The 22,851-nt window shown below is 63.5% G+C and carries 22 protein-coding genes and 2 tRNA genes; 20 read left to right on the top strand and 4 right to left on the bottom strand.

Annotated features, from left to right (window positions below):
* The 12 genes from dnaA to AC4BCK_RS00060 all read left to right on the top strand — a co-directional run bounded on the left by dnaA (nt 1) and on the right by AC4BCK_RS00060 (nt 13,318).
* A complete protein-coding gene (gene dnaA / locus AC4BCK_RS00005; RefSeq protein ID WP_174178545.1) occupies nt 1–1,425 on the top strand; it encodes a chromosomal replication initiator protein DnaA in 1,425 nt (474 codons plus the stop codon).
* Nucleotides 1,426–1,948: 523 nt separating this feature from the next.
* Entirely contained in the window at nt 1,949–3,073 is a 1,125-nt protein-coding gene (dnaN, locus tag AC4BCK_RS00010) for a DNA polymerase III subunit beta (protein WP_174178547.1), read from the top strand.
* Between the two features lie 120 nt (nt 3,074–3,193).
* Nucleotides 3,194–4,078 (top strand): phosphogluconate dehydrogenase (NAD(+)-dependent, decarboxylating), encoded by an 885-nt coding sequence (gene gnd, locus AC4BCK_RS00015; RefSeq protein ID WP_364272303.1) that lies wholly within the window; start codon nt 3,194–3,196, stop codon nt 4,076–4,078.
* Between the two features lie 46 nt (nt 4,079–4,124).
* Nucleotides 4,125–5,336, top strand: coding sequence for a DNA replication/repair protein RecF (gene recF, locus AC4BCK_RS00020; protein WP_366287183.1), 1,212 nt, complete (start codon nt 4,125–4,127; stop codon nt 5,334–5,336).
* Entirely contained in the window at nt 5,320–5,880 is a 561-nt protein-coding gene (locus tag AC4BCK_RS00025; protein WP_174178553.1) for a DciA family protein, read from the top strand. Before recF ends, AC4BCK_RS00025 begins: the two co-directional genes overlap by 17 nt.
* 380 nt (nt 5,881–6,260) lie before the next feature.
* Nucleotides 6,261–8,348 carry a DNA topoisomerase (ATP-hydrolyzing) subunit B gene (gyrB, locus tag AC4BCK_RS00030; protein ID WP_104186667.1) on the top strand — a complete coding sequence of 696 codons (2,088 nt, stop codon included), beginning with the start codon at nt 6,261–6,263 and terminating at the stop codon, nt 8,346–8,348.
* A 54-nt stretch (nt 8,349–8,402) separates the two neighbouring features.
* Nucleotides 8,403–11,078, top strand: coding sequence for a DNA gyrase subunit A (gene gyrA / locus AC4BCK_RS00035; protein ID WP_174178555.1), 2,676 nt, complete (start codon nt 8,403–8,405; stop codon nt 11,076–11,078).
* Entirely contained in the window at nt 11,075–11,764 is a 690-nt protein-coding gene (locus AC4BCK_RS00040; RefSeq protein WP_174178557.1) for a DUF3566 domain-containing protein, read from the top strand. Before gyrA ends, AC4BCK_RS00040 begins: the two co-directional genes overlap by 4 nt.
* A 97-nt stretch (nt 11,765–11,861) precedes the next feature.
* Nucleotides 11,862–11,935: transfer RNA gene (locus AC4BCK_RS00045), tRNA-Ile, on the top strand.
* An 87-nt stretch (nt 11,936–12,022) separates the two neighbouring features.
* Nucleotides 12,023–12,121 (top strand): DLW-39 family protein, encoded by a 99-nt coding sequence (locus AC4BCK_RS00050; protein WP_238340608.1) that lies wholly within the window; start codon nt 12,023–12,025, stop codon nt 12,119–12,121.
* 71 nt (nt 12,122–12,192) lie between these two features.
* Nucleotides 12,193–12,268: transfer RNA gene (locus AC4BCK_RS00055), tRNA-Ala, on the top strand.
* 99 nt (nt 12,269–12,367) lie between these two features.
* Entirely contained in the window at nt 12,368–13,318 is a 951-nt protein-coding gene (locus AC4BCK_RS00060; RefSeq protein WP_174178560.1) for a DMT family transporter, read from the top strand.
* 21 nt (nt 13,319–13,339) lie between these two features.
* On the opposite strand, the gene AC4BCK_RS00065 is transcribed toward AC4BCK_RS00060, so the two are convergent.
* Nucleotides 13,340–14,215 (bottom strand): glycosyltransferase family 2 protein, encoded by an 876-nt coding sequence (locus tag AC4BCK_RS00065; RefSeq protein WP_174178562.1) that lies wholly within the window; start codon nt 14,213–14,215, stop codon nt 13,340–13,342.
* Nucleotides 14,216–14,370: 155 nt separating this feature from the next.
* On the opposite strand from AC4BCK_RS00065, the gene AC4BCK_RS00070 reads away from it, so the two are divergent.
* Together AC4BCK_RS00070 and AC4BCK_RS00075 are read left to right on the top strand one after the other, a co-directional pair.
* A complete protein-coding gene (locus AC4BCK_RS00070) occupies nt 14,371–14,838 on the top strand; it encodes a helix-turn-helix domain-containing protein (protein WP_240685157.1) in 468 nt (155 codons plus the stop codon).
* A gap of 38 nt (nt 14,839–14,876) precedes the next feature.
* Complete coding sequence (locus tag AC4BCK_RS00075; RefSeq protein ID WP_240685158.1) at nt 14,877–15,689, top strand: IS3 family transposase; 813 nt, start codon at nt 14,877–14,879, stop codon at nt 15,687–15,689.
* 719 nt (nt 15,690–16,408) lie between these two features.
* Here the strand turns inward: AC4BCK_RS00075 and AC4BCK_RS00080 are convergent.
* Nucleotides 16,409–17,326, bottom strand: a complete 918-nt coding sequence (locus AC4BCK_RS00080; protein ID WP_174178564.1) for a hypothetical protein — start codon at nt 17,324–17,326, stop codon at nt 16,409–16,411.
* A gap of 155 nt (nt 17,327–17,481) precedes the next feature.
* Between AC4BCK_RS00080 and AC4BCK_RS00085 the strand changes: the two genes are divergently transcribed.
* The 3 genes from AC4BCK_RS00085 (at nt 17,482) to AC4BCK_RS00095 (ending at nt 19,915) form a co-directional block, all read left to right on the top strand.
* Nucleotides 17,482–18,027, top strand: coding sequence for a peptidylprolyl isomerase (locus tag AC4BCK_RS00085; RefSeq protein ID WP_174178566.1), 546 nt, complete (start codon nt 17,482–17,484; stop codon nt 18,025–18,027).
* A 9-nt stretch (nt 18,028–18,036) separates the two neighbouring features.
* Entirely contained in the window at nt 18,037–18,915 is an 879-nt protein-coding gene (locus AC4BCK_RS00090) for a rhomboid family intramembrane serine protease (RefSeq protein ID WP_490566434.1), read from the top strand.
* Nucleotides 18,916–19,447: 532 nt separating this feature from the next.
* Entirely contained in the window at nt 19,448–19,915 is a 468-nt protein-coding gene (locus AC4BCK_RS00095; protein WP_174178570.1) for a carboxymuconolactone decarboxylase family protein, read from the top strand.
* 238 nt (nt 19,916–20,153) lie between these two features.
* On the opposite strand, the gene AC4BCK_RS00100 is transcribed toward AC4BCK_RS00095, so the two are convergent.
* Together AC4BCK_RS00100 and AC4BCK_RS00105 are read right to left on the bottom strand one after the other, a co-directional pair.
* Entirely contained in the window at nt 20,154–20,765 is a 612-nt protein-coding gene (locus AC4BCK_RS00100; RefSeq protein WP_490566435.1) for a DNA-3-methyladenine glycosylase I, read from the bottom strand.
* Nucleotides 20,766–20,815: 50 nt separating this feature from the next.
* A complete protein-coding gene (locus tag AC4BCK_RS00105) occupies nt 20,816–21,067 on the bottom strand; it encodes a cell division protein CrgA (RefSeq protein ID WP_066280063.1) in 252 nt (83 codons plus the stop codon).
* Nucleotides 21,068–21,241: 174 nt separating this feature from the next.
* Between AC4BCK_RS00105 and AC4BCK_RS00110 the strand changes: the two genes are divergently transcribed.
* The 3 genes from AC4BCK_RS00110 to AC4BCK_RS00120 are packed head-to-tail and all read left to right on the top strand — an operon-like array spanning nt 21,242 to nt 22,844.
* Nucleotides 21,242–22,036, top strand: coding sequence for a class E sortase (locus AC4BCK_RS00110; RefSeq protein WP_490566436.1), 795 nt, complete (start codon nt 21,242–21,244; stop codon nt 22,034–22,036).
* A 2-nt stretch (nt 22,037–22,038) separates the two neighbouring features.
* Nucleotides 22,039–22,206 (top strand): hypothetical protein, encoded by a 168-nt coding sequence (locus AC4BCK_RS00115; RefSeq protein ID WP_174178577.1) that lies wholly within the window; start codon nt 22,039–22,041, stop codon nt 22,204–22,206.
* Nucleotides 22,203–22,844: an anthranilate synthase component II gene (locus AC4BCK_RS00120; RefSeq protein WP_174178580.1), complete on the top strand. Its 642-nt coding sequence runs from the start codon at nt 22,203–22,205 to the stop codon at nt 22,842–22,844. Before AC4BCK_RS00115 ends, AC4BCK_RS00120 begins: the two co-directional genes overlap by 4 nt.
* Nucleotides 22,845–22,851 lie beyond the last annotated feature (7 nt).

The following is a 22,851-nucleotide window of genomic DNA, read 5'->3' on the forward strand; positions in this document are numbered from 1 at the left end:
ATGACAGTAGACGAAGCCAACCACGCCAATACTGTCGGAAGTTCCTGGCGGCGCGTTGTCAGCCTGCTGGAGCAGGACCACCGTGTTTCACCACGTCAGCGGGGCTTTGTCATCCTCGCCCAGGCCCAGGGCCTGATCGGTTCCACCCTCCTGGTGGCCGTCCCCAACGAGCTCACCCGCGAAGTGCTCCAGACCCAGGTCAAGGACGCACTGGATGATGCGCTGCACAACGTTTTCTCCGAGGACATCCGGTGCGCCATCGACGTCGATACCGATTTGGTGCCCATACACACGGAACCTGAACCCGTCGTCGTCGAGCCGTCCTTCTCTGCGGACCAGCTGATCGAGCAGAAGCCGCAGCCGATGCTGCCCAGCACGTCGCACGAGTTTGGCCGGCTGAACCCGAAATACGTCTTCGATACCTTCGTCATTGGTTCGTCCAACCGCTTTGCCCATGCTGCCGCCGTCGCAGTGGCTGAAGCACCGGCCAAGGCGTACAACCCGCTGTTCATCTACGGTGACTCGGGTCTGGGAAAGACCCACCTGCTGCACGCGATCGGACACTACGCCCGCCGGCTCTACAGCGGCATCCGCGTTCGCTACGTGAATTCGGAAGAGTTCACCAACGACTTCATCAACTCCATCCGCGACGATGAAGGTGCAAGCTTCAAGACCACCTACCGCAACGTCGACGTGCTGCTCATCGACGACATCCAGTTCCTCGCAGGCAAGGACCGTACGCTCGAGGAGTTCTTCCACACGTTCAACTCGCTGCACAACAACAACAAGCAGGTAGTGATCACCTCGGACCAGCCGCCCAAGCTGCTGGCAGGTTTCGAGGACCGCATGAAGTCACGCTTCGAATGGGGCCTCCTTACCGACATCCAGCCGCCGGAACTTGAAACCCGGATTGCGATCCTCCGCAAGAAGGCGCTCAGCGAAGGCCTGTCCGCGCCGGATGACGCGCTTGAGTACATCGCATCAAAAATCTCCAGCAATATCCGTGAGCTCGAAGGCGCACTGATCCGCGTCACCGCGTTCGCCAGCCTCAACCGCCAGCCCGTTGACGTGGCCCTTGCCGAGATGGTCCTCAAGGACCTCATCACCGACGACGGCGCCCAAGAGATCACGTCCAGCCAGATCCTGCAGCAGACCGCCGAGTACTTCAAGCTGAGCATGGAAGAGCTGTGCAGCAAATCGCGCACCCGGACCCTGGTGACTGCACGCCAGATCGCCATGTACCTCTGCCGCGAACTGACGGACATGTCGCTGCCGAAGATTGGCCAGGAGCTTGGCGGCCGCGACCACACCACCGTGATCCACGCCGACAGGAAGATCCGCGAGCTGATGGCAGAGCGTCGTGTGATCTACAACCAGGTGACAGAGCTGACCAACCGGATCAAGCAGCAGCAGCGGGACTCGTAACCGCCGCCTCTATACCTTATTAACAGGTGCATGTGGATAAGCCTGTGGATACTTAAGGGGACAACCGCGGTTAATGGGCTTAAAACCCTTAAGGCGCCTGTGGATTCGAAAAATCGCGAAAAATGTTGTCCCCATCCACACCCTGTTTAAAACGTCCGCCGCCCACAGTCCATGAACAGGGCTTAACCCCCGGATTTCGCGGTGAGGGGGAGTTATCCACAGTTTCCACAGCAGTTATTAACACTACTAATCCCAAAAAATTGAAATCCCTCAAACAACAAGACCGGTCCGCCCTCCCGAACCTCTCCAGGTCGAGCGGCCCAAAGGGGCCTGGCTGACTGGGGGATGGGTTAATCCCGGATCTTCCGGCTAAGCTGTCAGCAGCGCTCCCATCCTCGGGTTTTCGTGTGGTTCCGGCAGCACGGACCATGCAGGAACGCGAGCGGGGCACCAACTCTTCGGAACTCCCGGCGGGACGTTTCAGGTACAACAACGCAGCAGCAATGAAAGGCGGCACCCTTCCGTGAAGTTCAGAGTCGATCGGGACGTCCTGGCAGAAGCCGTCACCTGGACAGCCCGCTCGTTGTCTCCGCGGCCGCCTGTTCCGGTCCTTTCCGGGTTGCTGTTGAAGGCCGAAGCCGGCACCGTCAGCCTCTCGAGCTTTGACTACGAGACCTCTGCCCGCCTGGAAATCGCGGCCGACATCAGGGACGAGGGAACTATCCTGGTCTCCGGCCGGCTCCTGGCCGATATCTGCCGCAGCCTGCCATCGGCTCCGGTCGACGTCGAAACCGACGGCAACAAAGTCACCCTGACCTGCCGCCGCAGCAGCTTCCACCTGGCAACCATGCCGGAAGCCGAGTACCCGCCCCTTCCGGCGCTTCCGCCTATCAGCGGCACCGTTCCCGGCGACTCCTTTGCCCAGGCGGTGTCCCAGGTGATCATCGCTGCCAGCAAGGACGACACCCTGCCCATCCTCACCGGCGTGCGGATGGAGATCGAAGACGACCTCATCACGCTCCTCGCCACCGACCGCTACCGGCTGGCGATGCGCGAGGTGCCGTGGAAGCCGGTCACCCCCGGCATTTCAACCAGCGCGCTGGTCAAGGCCAAGACCCTGAACGAAGTAGCCAAGACCCTTGGCAACAGCGGCGACATCCACCTCGCCCTCGCCGATGACGAAAGCCGGCTGATTGGCTTCGAAAGCGGCGGACGCACCACCACCTCGCTGCTGGTGGACGGCGACTATCCCAAGATCCGTTCGCTGTTCCCGGATTCCACCCCCATCCACGCCACCGTGCAGACTCAGGAACTCGTGGAAGCAGTGCGGCGCGTCTCCCTGGTGGCGGAACGCAACACGCCGGTGCGCCTGGCCTTCACGCAGGGCCAGCTGAACCTGGACGCCGGCACCGGAGAGGACGCCCAGGCGTCCGAGGAACTGGAAGCGCAGCTTTCCGGTGAGGACATCACCGTGGCCTTCAACCCCCACTACCTGGTGGAGGGGCTGAGCGTGATTGAGACCAAGTTTGTCCGGTTCTCCTTCACCACGGCACCCAAGCCCGCCATGATCACAGCCCAGGCAGACGCCGACGGCGAAGACCAGGATGATTACCGCTACCTGGTGATGCCGGTCCGCCTCCCCAACTAATCCCCACCGCCCCCTCGCCTCGCAAGCTCGGCCAGGGAACCCTGGCGGCGTGGGCCCGGACAGGTGTTGTCGTCCTGGGCCCCAAAACGACAGCCAACCCCGCGCAGAAAAGAGAGTCACGTGCACATCGGACTGATCGGCCTCGGCAAAATGGGGTTCAATATGCGCGAACGGCTGCGCAATGGCGGCGTTGAGGTCACCGGATACGACCGCAACCCGGACGTTACGGACGCCGCCTCCATCGATGAGCTCCTTGCTGCAGTTCCCACGCCGCGGCTCATCTGGGTCATGGTCCCCGCCGGCGACATCACCGACGCCGTCATCAAGGAGCTGGGCGAAAAGCTCGACGAGGGTGATTTGGTGATCGACGGCGGCAATTCCCGGTTCACCGAGGACCAGAAACACGGCGAACTCCTTGCCGCGAAGGGGATCCACTTCGCGGACTGCGGAGTGTCAGGCGGAGTCTGGGGACTGCAGAACGGCTATGGCCTCATGGCCGGCGGCGACGCCGCCGATATTGAGCGCGCGCTTCCTGTCTTCGACGCCCTGCGTCCCGAGGGTGACCGGGCGGACAGCTTTGTCCATGTGGGCGGGATCGGCGCGGGCCACTACGCCAAGATGGTCCACAACGGGATCGAATACGGCCTGATGCAGGCATATGCCGAGGGTTACCAGCTGCTGGCTTCCAAGGACATCATCAGTGACCTGCCCGGAACGTTCCGGGCGTGGCAAAAAGGCACCGTGGTCCGGTCCTGGCTGCTGGACCTGCTGGTCAAAGCCCTGGATGAGGATCCGGGCCTGCAAAACATCGACGACTACGTTGAGGATTCCGGTGAAGGCAGGTGGACCGTGGAAGAAGCCATTGCCAATGCGATTCCGGCGCCGGCCATCACTGCGGCGCTGTTCGCCCGGTTCGAGTCCCGCGAGGACAGCTCCCCGGCCATGAAGATGGTGTCCGCGCTGCGGCACCAGTTCGGCGGCCACGCCACCCGTCCCGCCAAGTAATACCCAGCAGGGAACCGCGAGGTTCCCGGAATTGCCGAAAAACCGCGTGTACCTAGAACACCTCTCCCTGACTGACTTCCGCAGTTATGCCCAGGTGGACCTTGCCCTGGGGCCCGGTGTCACTGTCCTTGTGGGATACAACGGCATCGGCAAAACCAACCTGATGGAGGCCATCGGCTACCTGGCCACGCTCAGCTCACACCGCGTCAGCTCCGACGCGCCCCTGCTCAGGTTCGGCACGGAACGTGCGCTGGTCCGGGCCCGGCTGGTCCGCGGGGAGCAGATCACCGTGCTGGAACTGGAAATCAATGCGGGGCGGGCAAACCGCGGACGCATCAACCGGAGCAATCCGGTGCGGGCACGCGATCTCCTGGGTATCTGCCAGACGGTCCTGTTCGCGCCGGAAGACCTGGCCCTGGTGAAGGGTGATCCTTCCAACCGGCGCCGTTTCATGGATGAACTGCTCGCCAGCCTCGTTCCGCACCACGCCGCCACCCGCAGCGATTACGACCGTGTCCTCAAACAGCGGAATGCGCTGCTCAAATCAGCCCGCGCCGGCAAGTTCACGCCCGCCCATGAGGCGACCCTGGACGTGTGGGACCAGCACATGGCGAAAGCCGGGGCCGAACTGCTGCACGCGCGGCTTGAACTGGTGGAACGGTTGCGGCCGCACCTGGGCCGTGCCTACGCGGAGCTGACCGATGCCTCCAAACCTGCCGACGCCGTCTACCGTTCCAGCCTCCAGAACCAGATGGACGACGACGGCGCACCGCTGATGCGTGCAGCCGGCACCATTGCTGGGGGTGCTGCAGCGGATGTGGAGGACCTGCGCCAGCTGTCCGTGGAACAGCTGGCGGAACGGTACGTCAAGGCCTTCGCGGACTCCCGCCGCAAGGAGATAGAACGGGGCATTTCGCTGGTGGGTCCCCACCGCGACGAACTTGAACTCATCCTGGGCCAGGCCCCGGCCAAGGGCTATGCGTCCCATGGCGAAACATGGTCCATGTGCCTGTCCCTTCGGCTCGCCTCCTATTACGTGATGCTGGACGACACCCGGACCGGGGGTTCGGCTCCCATCCTGATCCTGGACGATGTTTTTGCCGAGCTGGACGTCCAGCGGCGGCGTAAACTGGCCGCAATAGTCTCCGGCGCGGAACAGGTCCTGGTGACCGCCGCCGTCGACGCCGACATCCCGGAAGAGCTCTCCGGACGGCGGGTGAAGGTCATCCCGGGAGGTATTGATGAGCAGGGACAGTGAAAAAGGCGGCGGGCTCCAGCCCGGCCGCGACCCCGACAACATCGATGCTCCCCAGGTTGCCCTGAACAGGATGCGGGAGGCCGCCGCAGCCCGCGGCGAGATCCGCAGGACCGCATCCCGCCCGGGCTCCGCCAAAGCCAAAAAGGGCATACGGGACACCCGCGGCTTCAGCCAGTTCCACGCCAGCGGCCGCGATCCCCTCGGCCTGGGAAAGGTGGTGGGACGCCTTGTGGCGGAGCGCGGCTGGACCTCACCGGTGGCGGTCGGATCCGTCATGGCCGAATGGGCCACCCTGGTAGGCCCCGAAATTTCGGCCCACTGCACGCCCGAGAGCTTCACCGACACCACCCTCCACGTCCGCTGCGACTCAACGGCCTGGGCCACCCAGCTCCGGCTCCTCAGCACCAGCCTTCTGGAGAAGTTCCGGGTGGAACTGGGGGACGGAGTGGTCACGAGCATCCAGGTTCTGGGCCCTTCCGCGCCGAGCTGGCGCAAGGGCGGCCGGTCCGTGAACGGGCGGGGTCCCCGCGACACCTACGGGTAGCGCCGGCAGCGGACTCTTGAAAATCGACGTAACGGCGTGTAGAGCCCTGAAAGGGCCGGAGGGTGTATAGGCACCCGGAGGCCGTCCTGCCAACGCGCCCAAGGCGCGGCCAATGGCCTCCGGGAGGCACACCACCGCCCGTGGAAGGCCCTGGAATGCGGGGAATTGGGCGCCTGCACGGTAGAATCGTTGTAGATAACTGGGCGCGGGTGAACGTTGACTGGGTCCGTTTTCCGCGCGTTTCAAGCCCGCGGAGTGCGGGTCCACCGTCAGCCATACATCGGCGCTACAAGTTTGTGCCTGTTGGCGGATGACTTTCCTGCAGTAACCGGGGAGGATTCGGCCGGCCATCATCGAGAACAGAGGAGTCGACAGCGCCTGTGGCTAACGACAATACAGATATTCTGGCAGCTGAACCCGCAGTCGAGGATGCCCGTACGCCTGACACCCCGGCCGCGCCAGGGACGCAGCGCGAATATGGCGCCAGCGACATCACTGTCCTTGAAGGCCTGGAAGCCGTCCGGAAACGTCCGGGCATGTACATCGGCTCCACAGGGCCGCGCGGGCTCCACCACCTGGTCTATGAAGTTGTTGACAACTCCGTGGACGAGGCACTGGCCGGCTACTGCACGCACATTGAGGTTGTCCTTCAGGCCGACGGCGGCGTGAAGGTTGTGGACGACGGCCGCGGCATCCCGGTGGACATGCACCCCACGGAACACAAACCCACGGTTGAAGTGGTCATGACCATCCTGCACGCCGGCGGAAAGTTCGGCGGTGGAGGGTACGCGGTCTCGGGCGGGCTCCACGGCGTGGGCATCTCGGTAGTGAATGCCCTGTCCAGCCGCGTGGATACGGAAGTACGGCGCCAGGGGCACGTCTGGCGCATGTCCTTCGCGGACGGAGGCAAGCCCCAGGGCAGCCTGGTCAAGGGCGAAGAGACCGACCGCACCGGCACCACCCAGACGTTCTACCCGGATCCGGCAATCTTCGAAGTCACCGAGTTCGACTTCGAGACGCTCCGCGCCCGCTTCCAGCAGATGGCCTTCCTCAACAAGGGACTCCGCATCACGCTCACGGACGAGCGCACTTCCGCTGAAGCGGACGGCGACGCCGACCTGGACCTGGACGCCGTGGTCACCGAGGGCGAGGTCAGCGCGGAACACCGCACCGTGGTGTACCAGTACGACGACGGCCTGCTGGACTACGTCAAGCACCTGAACTCGGGCAAGAAGGTCGACGTGGTCCACGAGGACGTCATCGCCTTCGAAACCGAGGACAAGGACCGGAAGATCGCCCTGGAAATGGCGATGCAGTGGACCAACGCGTACTCCGAAAGCGTCCACACCTACGCCAACACCATTAACACGCATGAGGGCGGCACCCACGAAGAGGGCTTCCGGGCTGCGATGACATCCCTGATCAACCGCTATGCGCGCGAAAAGGGAATCATCAAGGAAAAGGACGACAACCTGACCGGCGATGACATCCGGGAAGGCCTCACCGCCGTTATCTCCGTGAAACTCGCCGAACCCCAGTTCGAAGGCCAGACCAAAACCAAGCTCGGCAACTCCGAGGTCAAGGGCTTTGTCCAGCGCGTGGTCACCGACGGTCTGGGCGACTGGCTGGAGCGCAACCCGGGTCCTGCCCGCGACGTCATCCGGAAGGCGATCTCCGCAGCGCAGGCACGGATGGCCGCGCGGAAAGCCCGGGACAACGCCCGCCGGAAAAGCCCGCTGGAATCCTTCGGAATGCCCGGCAAGCTCTCCGACTGCTCCTCGAAGAACCCGGAGAAATGCGAGGTCTACATCGTGGAGGGCGACTCCGCCGGCGGATCGGCCAAGCGCGGCCGCAACCCGGAGACCCAGGCCATCCTTCCCCTGCGCGGAAAGATCCTGAACGTGGAGCGCGCGCGCCTGGACAAGGCGCTGGGCAACGCCGAGGTCCAGTCCATGATCACCGCCTTCGGCACGGGCATCGGCGAGGACTTCGACCTCTCCAAGCTGCGGTACCACAAGATCGTCCTGATGGCTGATGCCGACGTGGACGGCCAGCACATCACCACCCTGCTGATGACCCTGCTGTTCCGCTACATGCGTCCCCTGATCGAGAACGGCTACGTTTACCTGGCGCAGCCGCCGCTGTACCGCATCAAGTGGTCCAACGCCGCCCACGACTACGTGTACAGCGACCGTGAACGCGACGCGAAGCTCGTTGCCGGACAGGCTGCCGGGCGACGGATTCCCAAGGACAACGGCATCCAGCGCTACAAGGGCCTCGGCGAAATGGACTACACCGAGCTGTGGGACACCACCATGGACCCGGACCACCGCACGCTGCTGCAGGTGACGATGGACGACGCCCTCGCCGCCGACCAGATTTTCTCGGTCCTGATGGGTGAGGACGTCGAGTCCCGCCGAAACTTCATCCAGCAGAACGCCAAGGACGTCAGGTTCCTCGATATCTAGGACACGGTCCGATAGATATTCGATTACTGACATATACCTGAAACGGAAATTAATATGAGCGACGAAACACCCGAGAACCCGGCCTCCGAAGCCGGTACTCCGGACACCGTTCTTGAAGGCGACGTGCTGATAGACCGCGTGGAGCAGGTGGACCTGCAGACTGAAATGCAGCGGTCCTACCTCGACTACGCGATGGCCGTCATCGTGGGCCGTGCCCTTCCCGACGTCCGCGACGGACTGAAGCCGGTCCACCGCAGGGTCCTCTACGCGATGTTCGACGGCGGATACCGGCCGGACCGCTCGTTCAACAAGTGCGCCCGCGTGGTGGGCGAGGTCATGGGCCAGTACCACCCCCACGGCGACACCGCGATCTACGATGCGCTGGTACGCCTCATCCAGGACTGGACGATGCGGTACCCCCTGGCCCTCGGCCAAGGCAACTTCGGTTCCCCGGGCAACGACGGCGCTGCCGCCCCGCGTTACACCGAAACAAAGATGGCGCCGCTGGCCATGGAAATGGTCCGTGACATCGACGAGGAAACCGTCGATTTCCAGGACAACTACGACGGCAAGAACCAGGAACCCACCATCCTGCCCGCCCGTTTCCCCAACCTGCTGGTGAACGGCTCCTCAGGCATCGCCGTCGGCATGGCCACCAACATTCCGCCGCACAATCTCCGCGAAGTAGCCGACGGCGTGCAGTGGTACCTGGCCAACCCCACGGCCAGCCGCGAGGAACTCCTGGAAGAACTCCTGCTGCGGGTCAAGGGCCCCGATTTCCCCACCGGCGCCACCATCCTGGGCCACAAGGGCATCGAGGACGCCTACCGGACCGGCCGCGGTTCGGTCACCATGCGCGCAGTGGTGAACGTCGAGGAGCTCCAGGGCCGCACCTGCCTGGTGGTCACCGAGCTTCCGTACCAGGCCAACCCGGACAACCTGGCCATCAAGATTGCCGAACTCGTCAAGGACGGCAAGATCCAGGGCATCGCCGACCTCCGGGACGAAACCTCCGGCCGCACCGGACAGCGGCTGGTCATCGTCCTCAAGCGCGACGCCGTGCCCAAGGTGGTGCTCAACAACCTCTACAAGCACACCGAACTGCAGAGCAACTTCTCCGCCAACATGCTGGCGATCGTTGACGGCGTTCCCCGGACGCTGAGCCTGGACGCCTTCATCCGGCACTGGGTGACCCACCAGATGGACGTCATCGCCCGCCGTACCCGGTACCGGCTGCGCAAGGCCGAGGAAGAAGCCCACATCCTGCGGGCACTCCTGAAGGCGCTGGACATGCTGGACGAAGTAATCGCCCTGATCCGCGCCTCCAACACCACCGAAGCGGCCCGGGACGGCCTGATGGAGCTGCTGGACATCGACGAACTGCAGGCCAGGGCCATCCTGGACATGCAGCTGCGCCGCCTTGCCGCCCTCGAACGCCAGAAGATCCAGGACCGGCACGCCGAACTCGAAGCCATGATCGCCGAGTACAACCAGATCCTTGGCTCCGAGCAGCGCCAGCGCGAGATCATCAGCACCGAGCTGGGCGAAATCGTGGACAAGCACGGGGATGACCGCCGCACCAAGATCCTGATGGGCTTTGACGGCGACATGTCCATGGAGGACCTCATCCCCGAAGAGGAAATGGTGGTCACCATTACCCGGGGCGGCTACGTCAAGCGGACCCGCAGCGACAACTACCGTTCGCAGCAGCGCGGCGGCAAGGGCATCAAGGGGGCCCAGCTCCGTGGTGACGACGTAGTGGAGCACTTCTTCGTCACCACAACGCACCACTGGCTCCTCTTCTTCACGAACCTGGGCCGCGTTTACCGTGCCAAGGCTTACGAACTGATGGAAGCCGGCCGGGACGCCAAGGGCCAGCACGTGGCCAACCTGATGGCCTTCCAGCCGGACGAGCACATTGCCCAGGTCCTGGACCTGAAGGACTACCAGCAGGCTCCCTACCTGGTGCTTGCAACCAAGCGCGGTCTGGTGAAGAAGACCCGGCTGGAGGACTACGACACCAACCGCTCCGCCGGCGTTATTGCCATCAACCTCCGCGACGGCGACGAACTGGTGTCCGCGCAGCTGGTGTCCGAAACCGACGACCTGCTGCTGGTCTCCCGCAAGGGCCAGTCCATCCGCTTTACCGCAACCGAGGATGCGCTCCGCCCCATGGGACGTGCCACCTCAGGTGTCACCGGCATGAAATTCCGCGAAGAGGACGAGCTGCTGGCCGCCAACGTGGTGACCGACGGTTCGTACGTCTTCATCGTCACCGAGGGCGGCTACGCCAAACGGACAGCTGTTGAGGAATACCGGCTCCAGGGCCGTGGCGGGCTGGGGATCAAGGTAGCCAAGCTCGCGGAAGAACGCGGTGACCTGGTGGGTGCACTGATTGTCCAGGAAGAGGACGAGGTACTGGTGGTCATGGAGGGCGGCAAGGTGGTCCGCTCCTCGGTTGCCGGAGTCCCCGCCAAGGGACGCGACACCATGGGTGTCATCTTCGCCAAACCGGACAAAAATGACCGGATTATCGAGGTGGCACGCAACAGTGAACGGGGTCTTGAGGGCGAGGAATCGCCGGAGGATGACGTAACGTTGGCTGAAGATGGCGGATCCCCCGAGGATTCCACCAGCCCAGCAGTGGCAGAAGAATCACCGGCCGTTGAGTCAGAGGACGCCTCGGGCGACGCTGAGCCGAACGAAGACTACACGGAAGGTAACGAGTGAGTAATCCCGACTCATTTCCCAAGCCGAACAGCACCGCTCCCGACGGAAACCGGCCCTCAGCCGCACCACGGGTAAACGCTCCCGTCCGTCCGCAGCAGCGCCCGGCCGCCCCCGCTGCCGCCCCGGGTCAACGCCCCGCCGTTCCCGGCCAGCGCCCTGCCCAGGGTGACCGCCCGGCGCAGGGCCAGAACGAGCGTCCGGCGGGCCAGCCAGGCCAGCGCCCGGCCCCGGGACAGCGGCCCGCAGCAGCCGGACAGCGCCCGGCAGGAAGCGCCCCGGGCCAGGGCAACCCGGGACTCGTGAAGCCTGCTCCGAAGGCAAAGGTCCGGCGCGCCCGGCTGCTCATCAGCAAGGTGGACCCGTGGTCTGTCCTGAAGATGGCTTTCCTCCTGTCCGTGGCCCTGGGAATCGTCACGGTTGTGGCCGCCATTGTCCTGTGGACCGTCCTTGACCTGACGGGCATCTTCGACCAGGTGGACAGCCTGCTGGGCACGCTGGCCGGTTCCGAGGGCGGCGGCTTTGAGCTGAAGAAGGTGGCTTCCCTGGGCCAGGTGGCCTCTTTCGCCACCATCATCGCGGTGGTGAACGTGGTCCTGCTGACCGCGCTTTCCATGCTTTCCGCTGTGCTGTACAACATCTCCGCCACCCTGGTGGGCGGCATCGGCGTTACCCTCACGGACGACTAAGGTCCCCTTTCCGCGGGCCTGACAGCCGCGGAAAGGCCCGATTTGAGATCGGGCCGGGATGTGCTGTAAAGTCATGTCTCGGCCCGATGAGGCATCGGGGCGTATAGCTCAGGCGGTTAGAGCGCTTCGCTGATAACGAAGAGGTCCCAGGTTCAAGTCCTGGTACGCCCACGGAACCTGTGCAGGTTCAAGTGTAGGTTTGGATTGCGTAACCCGCAGCCGGACCGGAACGGGGAGCATGTGAAGAAGTTGCTAGTAGTGGCAGCGGCAATCGCAGGCGTCCTGCTCTACAGGAAAGCACAGGAATCCGAGGCCCGGAAAGATGTCTGGAGCAAGTCAACCGACACGGTGGACTAGCCCCGGAGCCCGGACCGGAGCTGGTCAAAGGCTCCCTGGTTCTAGGGTATGATTGACGGGTTGCTTCTTATGGGGGCATGGCGCAATTGGTAGCGCACCTGCTTTGCAAGCAGGGGGTTCGGGGTTCGAGTCCCCGTGCCTCCACCATAGGAAAGTCCCGGTCAGCGGAAACGCTGGCCGGGACTTTTGCTTTTCGCATCCGGAACCTGCAGCCATCCGGTCCCTGCCGCGCACTAGGGTAGTGCAGTGAACTTCTTTCTCGCAGCCGTCGGCGTACTGGGCGTCGCCTCGTCCGGTCCGCTGATTGCTGCCACCCTCGGGGCCACAACGGTCAGTGCCCTGGCCATCGCTTTCTGGCGCAACGCCATCGGCGCTGCCGTGATGGCCTCCCCCACCCTCATCCGGGAACCCCGGCAGTTCGGCAGGATCACCCACCGTGAGTTCCGCTGGTGCCTGCTGGCCGCCGTCGCGCTGGCCCTGCACTTCGCCTGCTTCATTACCTCCCTGCAGCTCACCTCCGTTGCCGCGGCCACGGCACTGGTGTGCCTGCAGTCAGCCTGGATAGCTGTGTTCCAGCTCTTCCGCGGGACCCGTCACCGGTGGCAGGTGCTGGCTGGCCTGGGCATCGCTTTTGGCGGCGTTGTTGCCATCACGGGATTCGACATGGGCTCGTCGCCGGATGCCCTGCTGGGTGACCTGCTGGCCGTCGCCGGCGGGGCGCTGGCCGGCCTATACACACTGGCGGGTGGAAAAGCCCGGCAAAGTATGACGACGGGCACTTACACCACGCTCTGCTACGGAATGTGCGCAGCCCTGGTTGCCGTACTGGCGCTCATTGGCGGGCAACCGCTGGTGGGGTTTGAAGCCGCCGGCTGGCTGGGGATCCTGGCCATCACGGTCTGTGCGCAGCTTGTGGGGCATACCGCCTTCAACCACCTGCTGGCCACCATGAGTCCCCTCCTGGTGTCGATGATCATCCTCCTGGAGATTCCGGGTGCCGCGCTTCTTGCCGCGGTCTTCCTCCACGAAACCCTTCCCGCCGGTACCTACGCCGGCCTGGGGCTTATCCTTGCGGGTCTCGCCGTCGTGGTGCTGGGCCAGCGGTCGGGCAAGGCCGCGCGCCGCGCAAGCCCAGCGGCAAACGGGCGGGAAGAACCGCCGTCGGACCGGCCGCTCGCGGAGTTGGGAACCGACTGATGCCGGTGTGCTGCGTGGCCTTTACTGACCGCCGCGGCGCACTGGCTGGGCGGTATTAACGGTGTGGATGGCCCGCAGGAGCTTGGCGGGGAAGTACACCGAGAAGAACACCACCATGGGAGCCTTCAGGGCCATCTTCTTGACGTTGTGGGCCTTGTAGGTCCGGTCGAAGCGGGTGACGTAGTAGCGGTAGTCCCGCGGTGAATCCTCAAGCCTGCGGGCAGACATCCCGGACACCATCTGGGGGCAGTACTGGATCTTCAGATCGTTCTCGGCCAGGTGCAGGGACAGGTCGATGTCCTCATGCATCTCGTCTCTCTCGTCACGGCAGGTTTCGGCCCGGATGGTTTCCCACGCGGTGGAACGCAGCGCCATGTTGGAGCCGAAGAGGAAATGGTATTGATGCTTGGCCAGCTTCAACATGAGCTGGCGCATCTTGTCGTCTGCCTTGAGGCCAAAGCGGCGCATTGGCATGTCGTAGTACACCACCGGGCCCGTGGCTGCCTGGACGGACTGGTCGAGGAACGCTTTCTGCACCTGCTCCACCCAGTCCGGTTCCACCACCGAATCGGCGTCGATCCTGCCCAGGACATCACCGGTGGCGTGGTCCAGCCCGAAGTTCCGGGTAGGGATCAGCCCCTGCTCCTTGTCCTGGCTGAGCAGGACGATGGGGGTCTCCGGGTACTCGAGCTGCATCTGCTGCACAATGCGGGCCGTGCGGTCCTTGGACAGATTGTCCACCACCACGATCTCGTGGGCCGGGACTGACTGGTAGATGGCAGCTATAAGGCACTGCCGGATGACGCTCTCCTCGTTGTACGCCGGGATGACAATGGACACGCGGGGCAGGTCTGCTGCGTCGTTCAAGGCATCCCCAGAGGATTGTTCGGCTGACATCGGTTCAAATCTAGCACCGAACGGTGCTCCGACTCCGAAGCACCGGAACGTCGGGAGACAGGAAAAGGGCCCCGCCCTTGAACTGCTCCCCGAAAGTTGGACTGAGAAATCAGTTCTGACTTTCGGGGAGCAGTTTTATGGATGGAAGAAGTTCGTTGTCCGAGGAGCAGCGTGAGGCCGCGGTGGCGCTGTTTGACATCGGCTGGGGCACCCGGGCGGTAGCAACAAAGCTCGGGGTAGGAACGAAGGCAGTCCTTCGGCTGTACGACAGATGGCGTGTTCGCGGAGATACTGCTTTAGTGACCAAACCGAGCAGACTGTATTCGTTCGAGTTCAAGCTCAACGCTGTGCAGCGATATCTCTCCGGCGAGAACAGGGTCGCTCTAGCCAAGGAGCTCGAACTGTCCTCGCCACACCTGATTACCGTGTGGGCGGGCAAGTATCGGGCTGAAGGCGAGGAAGGCCTCCGTCCGAAACCGAAAGGCCGGCCGAGGAAGAGCCCAGATGCCCCAGCAGAGCAGGAACCGGAGCTGCAGCGTCTTCGGCGTGAGAACGAACGCCTGCGCGCAGAGGTGGCCTTCCTGGGAAAAGTAAACGCCTTGAGGGACGAGGAACGGCGCTAAAGGTCCGTGCTGTCATCGCTCTCAAGGCTGAGCACCGTCTGGAAGTTCTCCTGGAGGTAGCCGGGTTAGCCCGGTCCACGTTCTTCTACCACCAGTCCCGCCTCAAAGGCCCAGATCCACGGGCCTCTCTGAAGGCCGCCATTACAGAGATTTTCACGAAGAACCACGGCCGGTATGGGCACCGCCGTATCCATATCGAGCTGCTGAAGCAAGGATGGACGGTCGCCAAGAAGACCGTCCTGAAGCTGATGCGTTTCCTGCGGCTGGTCTGCAAGGTTCGAAGCAGGAAGCGGTACAACTCCTACCAGGGCGAGCAGGGCGTCGTGGCCCCGAACCTGTTGAAACGCCAGTTCGAAGCGGATGCCCCAAATCAGAAGTGGGTTACTGATGTGACCGAGTTCAGCGTCGGTGACCGGAAGCTCTACCTCTCACCCGTCATGGACCTGTTTGACCGGCAGATCATCTCCTACGCAATCGGCACTTCACCCAATCTCGAGCTGGCAAATGCATCGCTGCGCGGCGCCCTGGCCACGCTGGAGGACGGGCAGAAACCACTCGTGCACTCCGACCAGGGATTTCAGTATCAGCACAACTCCTGGCGCACGCTCTTGGCGGACGCCGGCGCGGTCCAATCGATGTCCCGCAAAGCCAACTGCTATGACAACGCCGTCATGGAGAACTTCTTCGGTCACCTCAAAGAAGAGCTCTTCCACCGTGTCCGGTTCCTCAACGCTGACGCCCTGGCCGCGGCACTGCACGAATACATCCGCTGGTACAACACGGAACGAATCTCCACCAAGCTCAAGGGTCTGAGTCCGGTACGGTATCGTGCCCAGATGCTTGCGGCATAGGTCCCTCTTAGCCGCCCTTATCGGTCCCCTAATCCGTCTGGCGGAGGGCACTGACAACGGATGCCCTAACCTATGCTCTGGCGCAAGATGTACGGTCGTTGGATGAGAGCAGAACTCATCGATCCACGGGATCAAACCTTGCAGGTCAACGATCCGACGTACCGCGTCTACTTCTGGGCCGAAGACGCCGCGAAACAGGAGTGGGAGCTTTCGGGCGCGGACCTCAATGAAGTGCTCGAGTGGATTCCTGCCCATTCTCGAGGTCGCTCCCACAGCCTCTGGGCGGTAACGCGCCTCCCAGGTGAGGTCTGCTTGGTTCGTCTGCAAGGTATCGACCTCGACACTCGACCGGACGCTTGGCCGAGCTGGGCCCGGAGGGTTAATCTGTAGCGCCGATGACGAGGACACCCTCATTCCCGCGCTGCGGATGACCGCTGCACCGTGCCGGACTGGCCTCCAGATGGAGACTCATCGTGCGCTGCCCCCAGAGAAACCTCAAACGGACACCTACCTCAACGGCCAGAACTTCCAGCAACGACAGAAGTCCCCGCCCCAAATGGGACGGGGACTTCTGCGAAGAGCCGATCACTAGCCACTAAAGTGGATGCATCGCAATTGCGAGTCCAACTTTCGGGGACCAGTTCACCTGCGGCGGAGCCCTTTTCCGGCTGCTGGTCCGGCCCACCGGGACCGGGGATATCAGGACTGCTGCATTAGGACTATGAAGCGCCCTTGTCACCGTTGCCGATGTTGGAGGCGATGTTCTTGGTGGCGGTCTTGGCGTCCGTAGCTGCCTTGGCTGTGCTGTCAGCGGCATCCTCGGCCACGTGCTTGGCCTTCTCGCCGGAGTCCTCAGGCTTGTCGGCGGAAGCGCCTGCCTCGGGGGCTGCCGGGGCTACCGGTGACTCCTGGACCTCGTTCACCGTGGTGGCGGGGACGGGTGCAGGCGTGGGTGTTACCGGCGAGGGGGTCTTCCAGGGGTCTTCGACCGGCTTGGAAGCCTTCCACGCGGCGACACCGGCTGCAACCGCAGCCGCAATCACACCGAAAACCAGCCAGCCGCGCTTCTTCTTGGGGGGTTCCGGCTGTGCAAGCTGGATGCCCACCGTGCGGCCGGCTTCGGTTGCTGCCGCCTTAAGCTGGGTACCGGTGGCCTGCGCCTGTTCCTGGATGGCGTGGATGATTCCCGCGTCACCGAGTTTGTGGGCGACTGCGTCCACCCGTGCCGGCGCATTCTCCAGCGTGCGGTGCACGGCGTCGGAGGCGGAACCGATCTGGTCCGAAAGGCGCGGGAGGTACTCCACAACCACGCGGTCACGGGCGTTCAGGATCACCGGGGTGGCCTTGTCCAGGGCCTCATGCAGGCGGGGCGAAGCGTTGTCCACGGCATCGTTGATCCTTGGAGCGAGCTGGGCCAGGCCGTCCTGGATGCGCGGGGTCACTGTGGCAACACCGTCGGCCAGGTTGTGGGCGGCGGACTTCAGGCCTTCCTGGACCTTTGGCGATGCGGTGTCCAGGCCATGCTGGAGGCGGTCAATGGCTGCTTCCACACGGGGGGCTGCCCAATCCTTGGCATTCTCCACTGCGCTGGTGACTGACAGTTCAAGGTCACGGGCAATACGGTCCGACTTCTTCACAACTACCTCCCGATTAATGTGACGGTTCTGTGGTTAGCCTACGTGGCTTGGTGTTCACCTGCTATTCCCCCAGCGGATTTTAGGAGGATTTCACCCAGCGCGGAACTGCGGCGGCAGCCGTTCGCGCCCTGGGCTGCCGTGGAAGAATAGGGCCTATGACTGCCATCGCAACTGCAAAAGCAACCATCCACACCAGCCTCGGCGACATCGTCGTCAACCTGTTCGGCAACCACGCCCCGAAGACGGTCAAGAACTTCGTGGGCCTCGCCACGGGTGAGCAGGCATGGACCCACCCGGAGACGGGCGACGACAAGAGTGGTACGCCCCTGTACAACGGCACCATCTTCCACCGCATCATCAAGGACTTCATGATCCAGGCCGGCGATCCGCTGGGCCGCGGCACGGGCGGTCCGGGCTACCAGTTCGACGACGAGATCCACCCCGAACTGAGCTTCAACCAGCCCTACAAGCTGGCCATGGCCAACGCCGGCATCAGGATGGGCAAGGGCACCAACGGCTCGCAGTTCTTCATCACCACCATCCCCACCGACTGGCTGCAGGGAAAGCACACCATCTTCGGTGAGGTGGCAGACGACGACTCCAAGAAGGTTGTGGATGCCATCGAGGGCGTGCGCACCGGCATGGGCGACCGTCCGGTGGAGGACGTCACCATCAACAGCATCGACATCGAACAGCTGTAATACCGCACCATGAGTTACGGAATTCCGGCGGCTGAGCCGTCCGCCCAGGTTCCGGTGTGCCCACGGCACCCCGACCGGCCCTCCTACGTCCGCTGCCAGCGCTGCGGACGACCGGCCTGCCCCGACTGCCAGCGGGCGGCCGCCGTCGGATTCCAATGCGTTGACTGCGTCAACGAAACAGCACGCACGACGCCGGAGGTGCGGACCGTCTATGGCGGTGCCGTAGCGACCGGCAAACCTCGGGTGACGTTCGGGATCATCGCTGTGTGCGCCGTTGTGTATGCCCTGCAGTGGCTGATCCCGGGCCAGGTGGTCTATGAACAGTTCGCCTACAACAATGTGTTCGCCACGCCCCAGTACGGTGTGTTCGAACCATGGAGGATGCTCACCGCCGCGTTCCTGCACTCGCCGGACTCGCTCCTGCACATCATCCTCAACATGTATACGCTGTGGATTTTCGGCCAGGCGCTGGAGCCCCTTCTGGGCCGTGCCCGCTTCCTCGCGCTGTACCTGATCTCGGCCGTGGGCGGTTCCGTGGGATACCTCCTCCTGAACCCAGTCCTTGTGCCGGGCCAGGGGCTTGTAGGCGTCGTGGGTGCCTCCGGCGCGATCTTCGGCCTCTTCGGGGCCATGCTGCTGGTGCAGCGCCACCGGGGCGGTGAGACCCGCCAGCTCTGGGTGCTGATCGCCATCAATGGGGTGATCGGGTTCCTCATCCCCCAGATCGCCTGGCAGGCGCACCTGGGCGGACTCATCACTGGCGGCCTCTGCGCCGCGGTCCTGGCATATGTCCCCCGCGGGCCGCGGCAGCGGCTCCTCCAGGCCGCAGGACTGGCCGGAGTTCTTCTCCTGCTCATTGCCGTCAGCTGGCTTATGATCTCCCTGTAGGTCCAGGTTCAAGCAGCCGATACCCACACCACGCACAAGAAACCCCCGCCGTCCGCAGGACGGCGGGGGTTTCGTTTTCCACAGCCCTTATCCACAGTGTTGGTAACTTACAGGCGTGTAGTTCATCGGTCGGACCCTTCCAGACCGCTGAATTGCGGCTGTTTTCCCCAGAACAGGCCTGTTTTTCTCCACAGTTGTGGATAACCTCTGGGGATAGGGGTGTGTTTAAGTGGACAAACCGGCCCGGGGATGAGGTTCTGTGGATAACCTCGGGGAAATTGCTTCCCTGAGGGCTCAGGCCGCTGTTCAGGAGGGAACTATCAACACCGTTATGCACACTGTTAATAAACAACAAGGCTGTAGTTCACCTCTGTGTACAGGCCCGCATGGCAGCGTGCAGGCCTCCGGCGTCCAGGTTGTCTCCGGCTGTATCCACAACTGTGGATAACTTGTGGGTATCGGGATGTTGGTAAGTGGATAATTACCGGGCGCCTACCCTTGGCTTACGTCCGTTTTCCCGACAGGAGGGTCCATGACTGCGACCACCAAGCACATCTTCCTCGACAAGCAGCACCCCGCCGTATGGCGCGCGCTCAACGGCCTGGGGCTCAAGGTCAAGGAAGCGGCGCAGGAAGTCGGGATGGAGCCCAAGACCGTGGAGCTCCTGCACGTGCGTATCTCGCAGCTGAACGGTTGTGCCTACTGCCTGGACGTCCACGTCAGGGACGCAGTCCAGGCCGGAGAGTCTCCACAGCGGCTGGCGGTGCTGTCGGCCTGGCGGGACACTGCGCTGTTTACCGAGAAGGAGCGTGCAGCCCTGGCGCTGGCAGAGAGCATCACAACCCTCCCCGGCCACAGCTCCCAGGAGCAGGAGGAAGCCTACGCCCGGGAACACCTGACGGAGGAGGAGTTCTCCGTGGTCAGCTGGCTGGCCATTGCCATGAACGCCTTCAACCGCGTGTCGATCACCAGCCACCACCCGGTCCGCAAAGAGCGCTAGGCCGGGAACGGGCCTCTCCCGCCGTTATCCACAGGTATTCCACACTGTTAATAACTGCGTCCGGGATGCAGGATGAGCGCCTCGCGCTGTCGCGGCGGGGATCGGCGCCCTGAATGTCCCCCGATGGGCGGGTGGCTGTGGATAAGATTCCCAACAGCTGGGGAAAGCGAGCAGCTTCCACGGGCGTACTGCCACCGCTTGCGTGGTCGCCGCGGCAAGCCTGCCCGGGCGGCATCGCCTAGCCTGCGTCCGGCCAAATCCCCGATGAACCGCGCCGGTGGCTTCCCACCAGATGGGTGTCCACCATGCCGATGGCCTCCATGAGGGCGAACATGGTGATGGGGCCCACGAAGGCGAAGCCCTTTTTCCGCAGGGCCTTGGAAAGGGCAATGGATTCCGCCGACTGGGTGGGGATGTCCGCATGGGTCCGGGGGCGGGGGGTTGCTTCGGGCTGGAACCGCCACACAAAGTCCACCAGGCCGCCATCCTGCCGCAACGAAAGGGTCGCGCGGGCATTAGTAACCGCGGCACGTATCTTCAGCCGGTTCCGGACAATACCGGCGTCCTGAAGCAGCCGCTCGACGTCGGCATCGGTGAACTGTGCGACGGCGTCGGGGTTGAAGCCGGCAAAAGCTGTCCGGAACGCGGGGCGCTTGCGCAGGATAGTGGCCCAGGAAAGTCCTGCCTGGAATCCTTCCAGGCAGATACGTTCGTAGAGGCCCTGCTCATCCCTGACGGGCATGCCCCATTCATGGTCGTAGTAGTCCCGCAGCAAAGGGTCGGAGGACGCCCACGCCGGGCGGGCCAGGCCGTCCCCGCCCAGCAGGTCACCGTGATCGTCAGGGGGCATGCGTTTCCCTCGGGGTTAAGGTTCGGCCTGCCGGCATCCGGGAAAGGAACCTATGAGCGCCAGCGGGTGGTCATCAGGAAGCCGACAATGGCGATACCGAACCCGGCCACGATGTTCCATGATTCCCATGCCTGGACGGGGAAGCGTCCTTCGCTGATGTAGAACGTGATGATCCAGAACAGGCCGATGATCATCAGTCCGAACATCACGGGCTTGAACCACACCGGGTTCGGCTTGTACGTCTGGGAAGAAGCCTGGGGGGCGGTGCTGGCAGTCTTCTTGCGCGGCTTTGACTCGGGCACTGGCTCTCCTTGGCGGGCTGAGGCAAGCTCGGCGTTCCGGGCTTGGTATCCTGCAAGAAGGAAATTGCCAGCGGTCTGCGCGATCTTGGTCAAATCTGGATTCTTACTAGCAGCCAATTCTAGCCGTAGTTCGTGGGCCGCCGATGCCCGATGGAACCGCCTCGAGGAGAACGCGTGGTGTTGCAGGAGAAAGCGGGCCGAACCGCTGCGGCGCCCGCCGGCGTCGTAATTCTGCGTGGAGCAGTCCAGGTGGTTGGCGAGCTGCTCATCACCGCCGGGATCATCCTCCTGTTGTTCGTTGCATGGCAGCTGTGGTGGACCAACGTCGAATCGGACGCCAGGCAGAGCGAAGTGATCAAGGAATTCGCCCAGGACCTCGGCGACGCTGCCCCGGCCGCACCAGCCGCCCCGGAAGGCTCTGCGCCATCTGCCGGGGAGGACTTCGGCGAGCCGGTGGTGTCCGCCGCACCCGGCCACGCCGGCACTATCGGCATCATGTACATTCCGCGGTTCGGCGCGAACTACACCCGCCCCATCGTGGAGGGCACCACCAGCGATGTTCTGGACACACTGGGGCTGGGACACTACGGCACCACCGCCATGCCGGGAGCGGTCGGCAATTTTGCCGTTGCCGGGCACCGCCAGACCCACGGCGCCGTCCTGGACAACATCCACACCCTGGTTCCCGGGGACAAGATCTACGTCCAGACCAAGGACGGCTATTACGTCTATGTGTTCCGCAACAACCAGATCGTAATGCCATCGCGCACCGACGTCCTGGAACCGGTGCCCACACTCCCGGGGACCGTCCCCACCGAAAGATACCTGACCATGACCAGCTGCAACCCCCGCTTTGGGGCCGAAGAACGCATCATCGCCTACTCGCTCCTGGACAGTTGGCGCCCCGCCTCGGCGGGACCGCCCGCCGAAATCGCGGACCAGGTGGCTGCTGCGATCGGAAAGGGCTGAGCATGTACGGCTGGATCTTCCGGCATCTTCCCGGACCCCTCTGGCTGCGGATTGTCACCTCATTGGTGCTCGTCGCTGCCGCACTGGTATTGATGGTTCAGTTCCTTTTTCCCTGGATGTCCGAATACACCCAATTCACCGACTCAACGATTGGTTCAGCAAGCCAGTGACCACAACCAAAATCCTCGTGGTGGATAACTACGACAGCTTCGTCTACACCCTGGTGGGCTACCTTCAGGAACTCGGCGCCGAAACCACGGTTGTCCGCAATGACGACGTCACACTGGCGGAAGCCATTGAATTGGCCAGCACCCGCGACGGTGTGCTCATCTCACCCGGTCCCGGCAACCCCGCGGAAGCCGGGGTGTGCATTGAACTGATCAAGTGGTGCGGCGAGAACAGCGTGCCCATGTTCGGTGTATGCCTTGGGCACCAGGCACTGGCGGAGGCCTTCGGCGGGAAGGTCACGCACGCTCCGGAGCTGATGCACGGTAAAACGTCCCTGGTACAGCACATCGGCACCAGCGTCTTCGCCGGACTCCCCTCCCCCGTGACCGCCACGCGCTACCACTCGCTGGCAGCCGTCCGCGAATCGATTCCTGACGTCCTTGAGGTCACTGCCGAGACCGCAACAGGTGTGGTGATGGGACTCCAGCACCGGACGGCGCCGCTGTGCGGTGTGCAGTTCCACCCGGAGTCCGTGCTGACAGAAGGCGGCTACCAGATGCTGGGAAACTGGCTGGAGTCGCTGGGGATGAAGGGCGCAGCCGCCCGGGCAGCCAAACTGAGTCCGCTGATCCAGCACTGACCTGCAG

The organism is Pseudarthrobacter sp. As-47 (assembly GCF_058215595.1).

What these genes read in the sequence shown, in the direction of transcription:
- dnaA (WP_174178545.1), top strand. Translation starts at nt 1, where the DNA reads ATGACAGTAGACGAAGCCAACCACGCCAATACTGTCGGAAGTTCCTGG.
- AC4BCK_RS00025 (WP_174178553.1), top strand. Translation starts at nt 5,320, where the DNA reads ATGAGCAGGGACAGTGAAAAAGGCGGCGGGCTCCAGCCCGGCCGCGAC.
- gyrA (WP_174178555.1), top strand. Translation starts at nt 8,403, where the DNA reads ATGAGCGACGAAACACCCGAGAACCCGGCCTCCGAAGCCGGTACTCCG.
- AC4BCK_RS00065 (WP_174178562.1), bottom strand. Translation starts at nt 14,215, where the DNA reads ATGTCAGCCGAACAATCCTCTGGGGATGCCTTGAACGACGCAGCAGAC.
- AC4BCK_RS00085 (WP_174178566.1), top strand. Translation starts at nt 17,482, where the DNA reads ATGACTGCCATCGCAACTGCAAAAGCAACCATCCACACCAGCCTCGGC.
- AC4BCK_RS00090 (WP_490566434.1), top strand. Translation starts at nt 18,037, where the DNA reads ATGAGTTACGGAATTCCGGCGGCTGAGCCGTCCGCCCAGGTTCCGGTG.
- AC4BCK_RS00095 (WP_174178570.1), top strand. Translation starts at nt 19,448, where the DNA reads ATGACTGCGACCACCAAGCACATCTTCCTCGACAAGCAGCACCCCGCC.
- AC4BCK_RS00100 (WP_490566435.1), bottom strand. Translation starts at nt 20,765, where the DNA reads ATGCCCCCTGACGATCACGGTGACCTGCTGGGCGGGGACGGCCTGGCC.
- AC4BCK_RS00115 (WP_174178577.1), top strand. Translation starts at nt 22,039, where the DNA reads ATGTACGGCTGGATCTTCCGGCATCTTCCCGGACCCCTCTGGCTGCGG.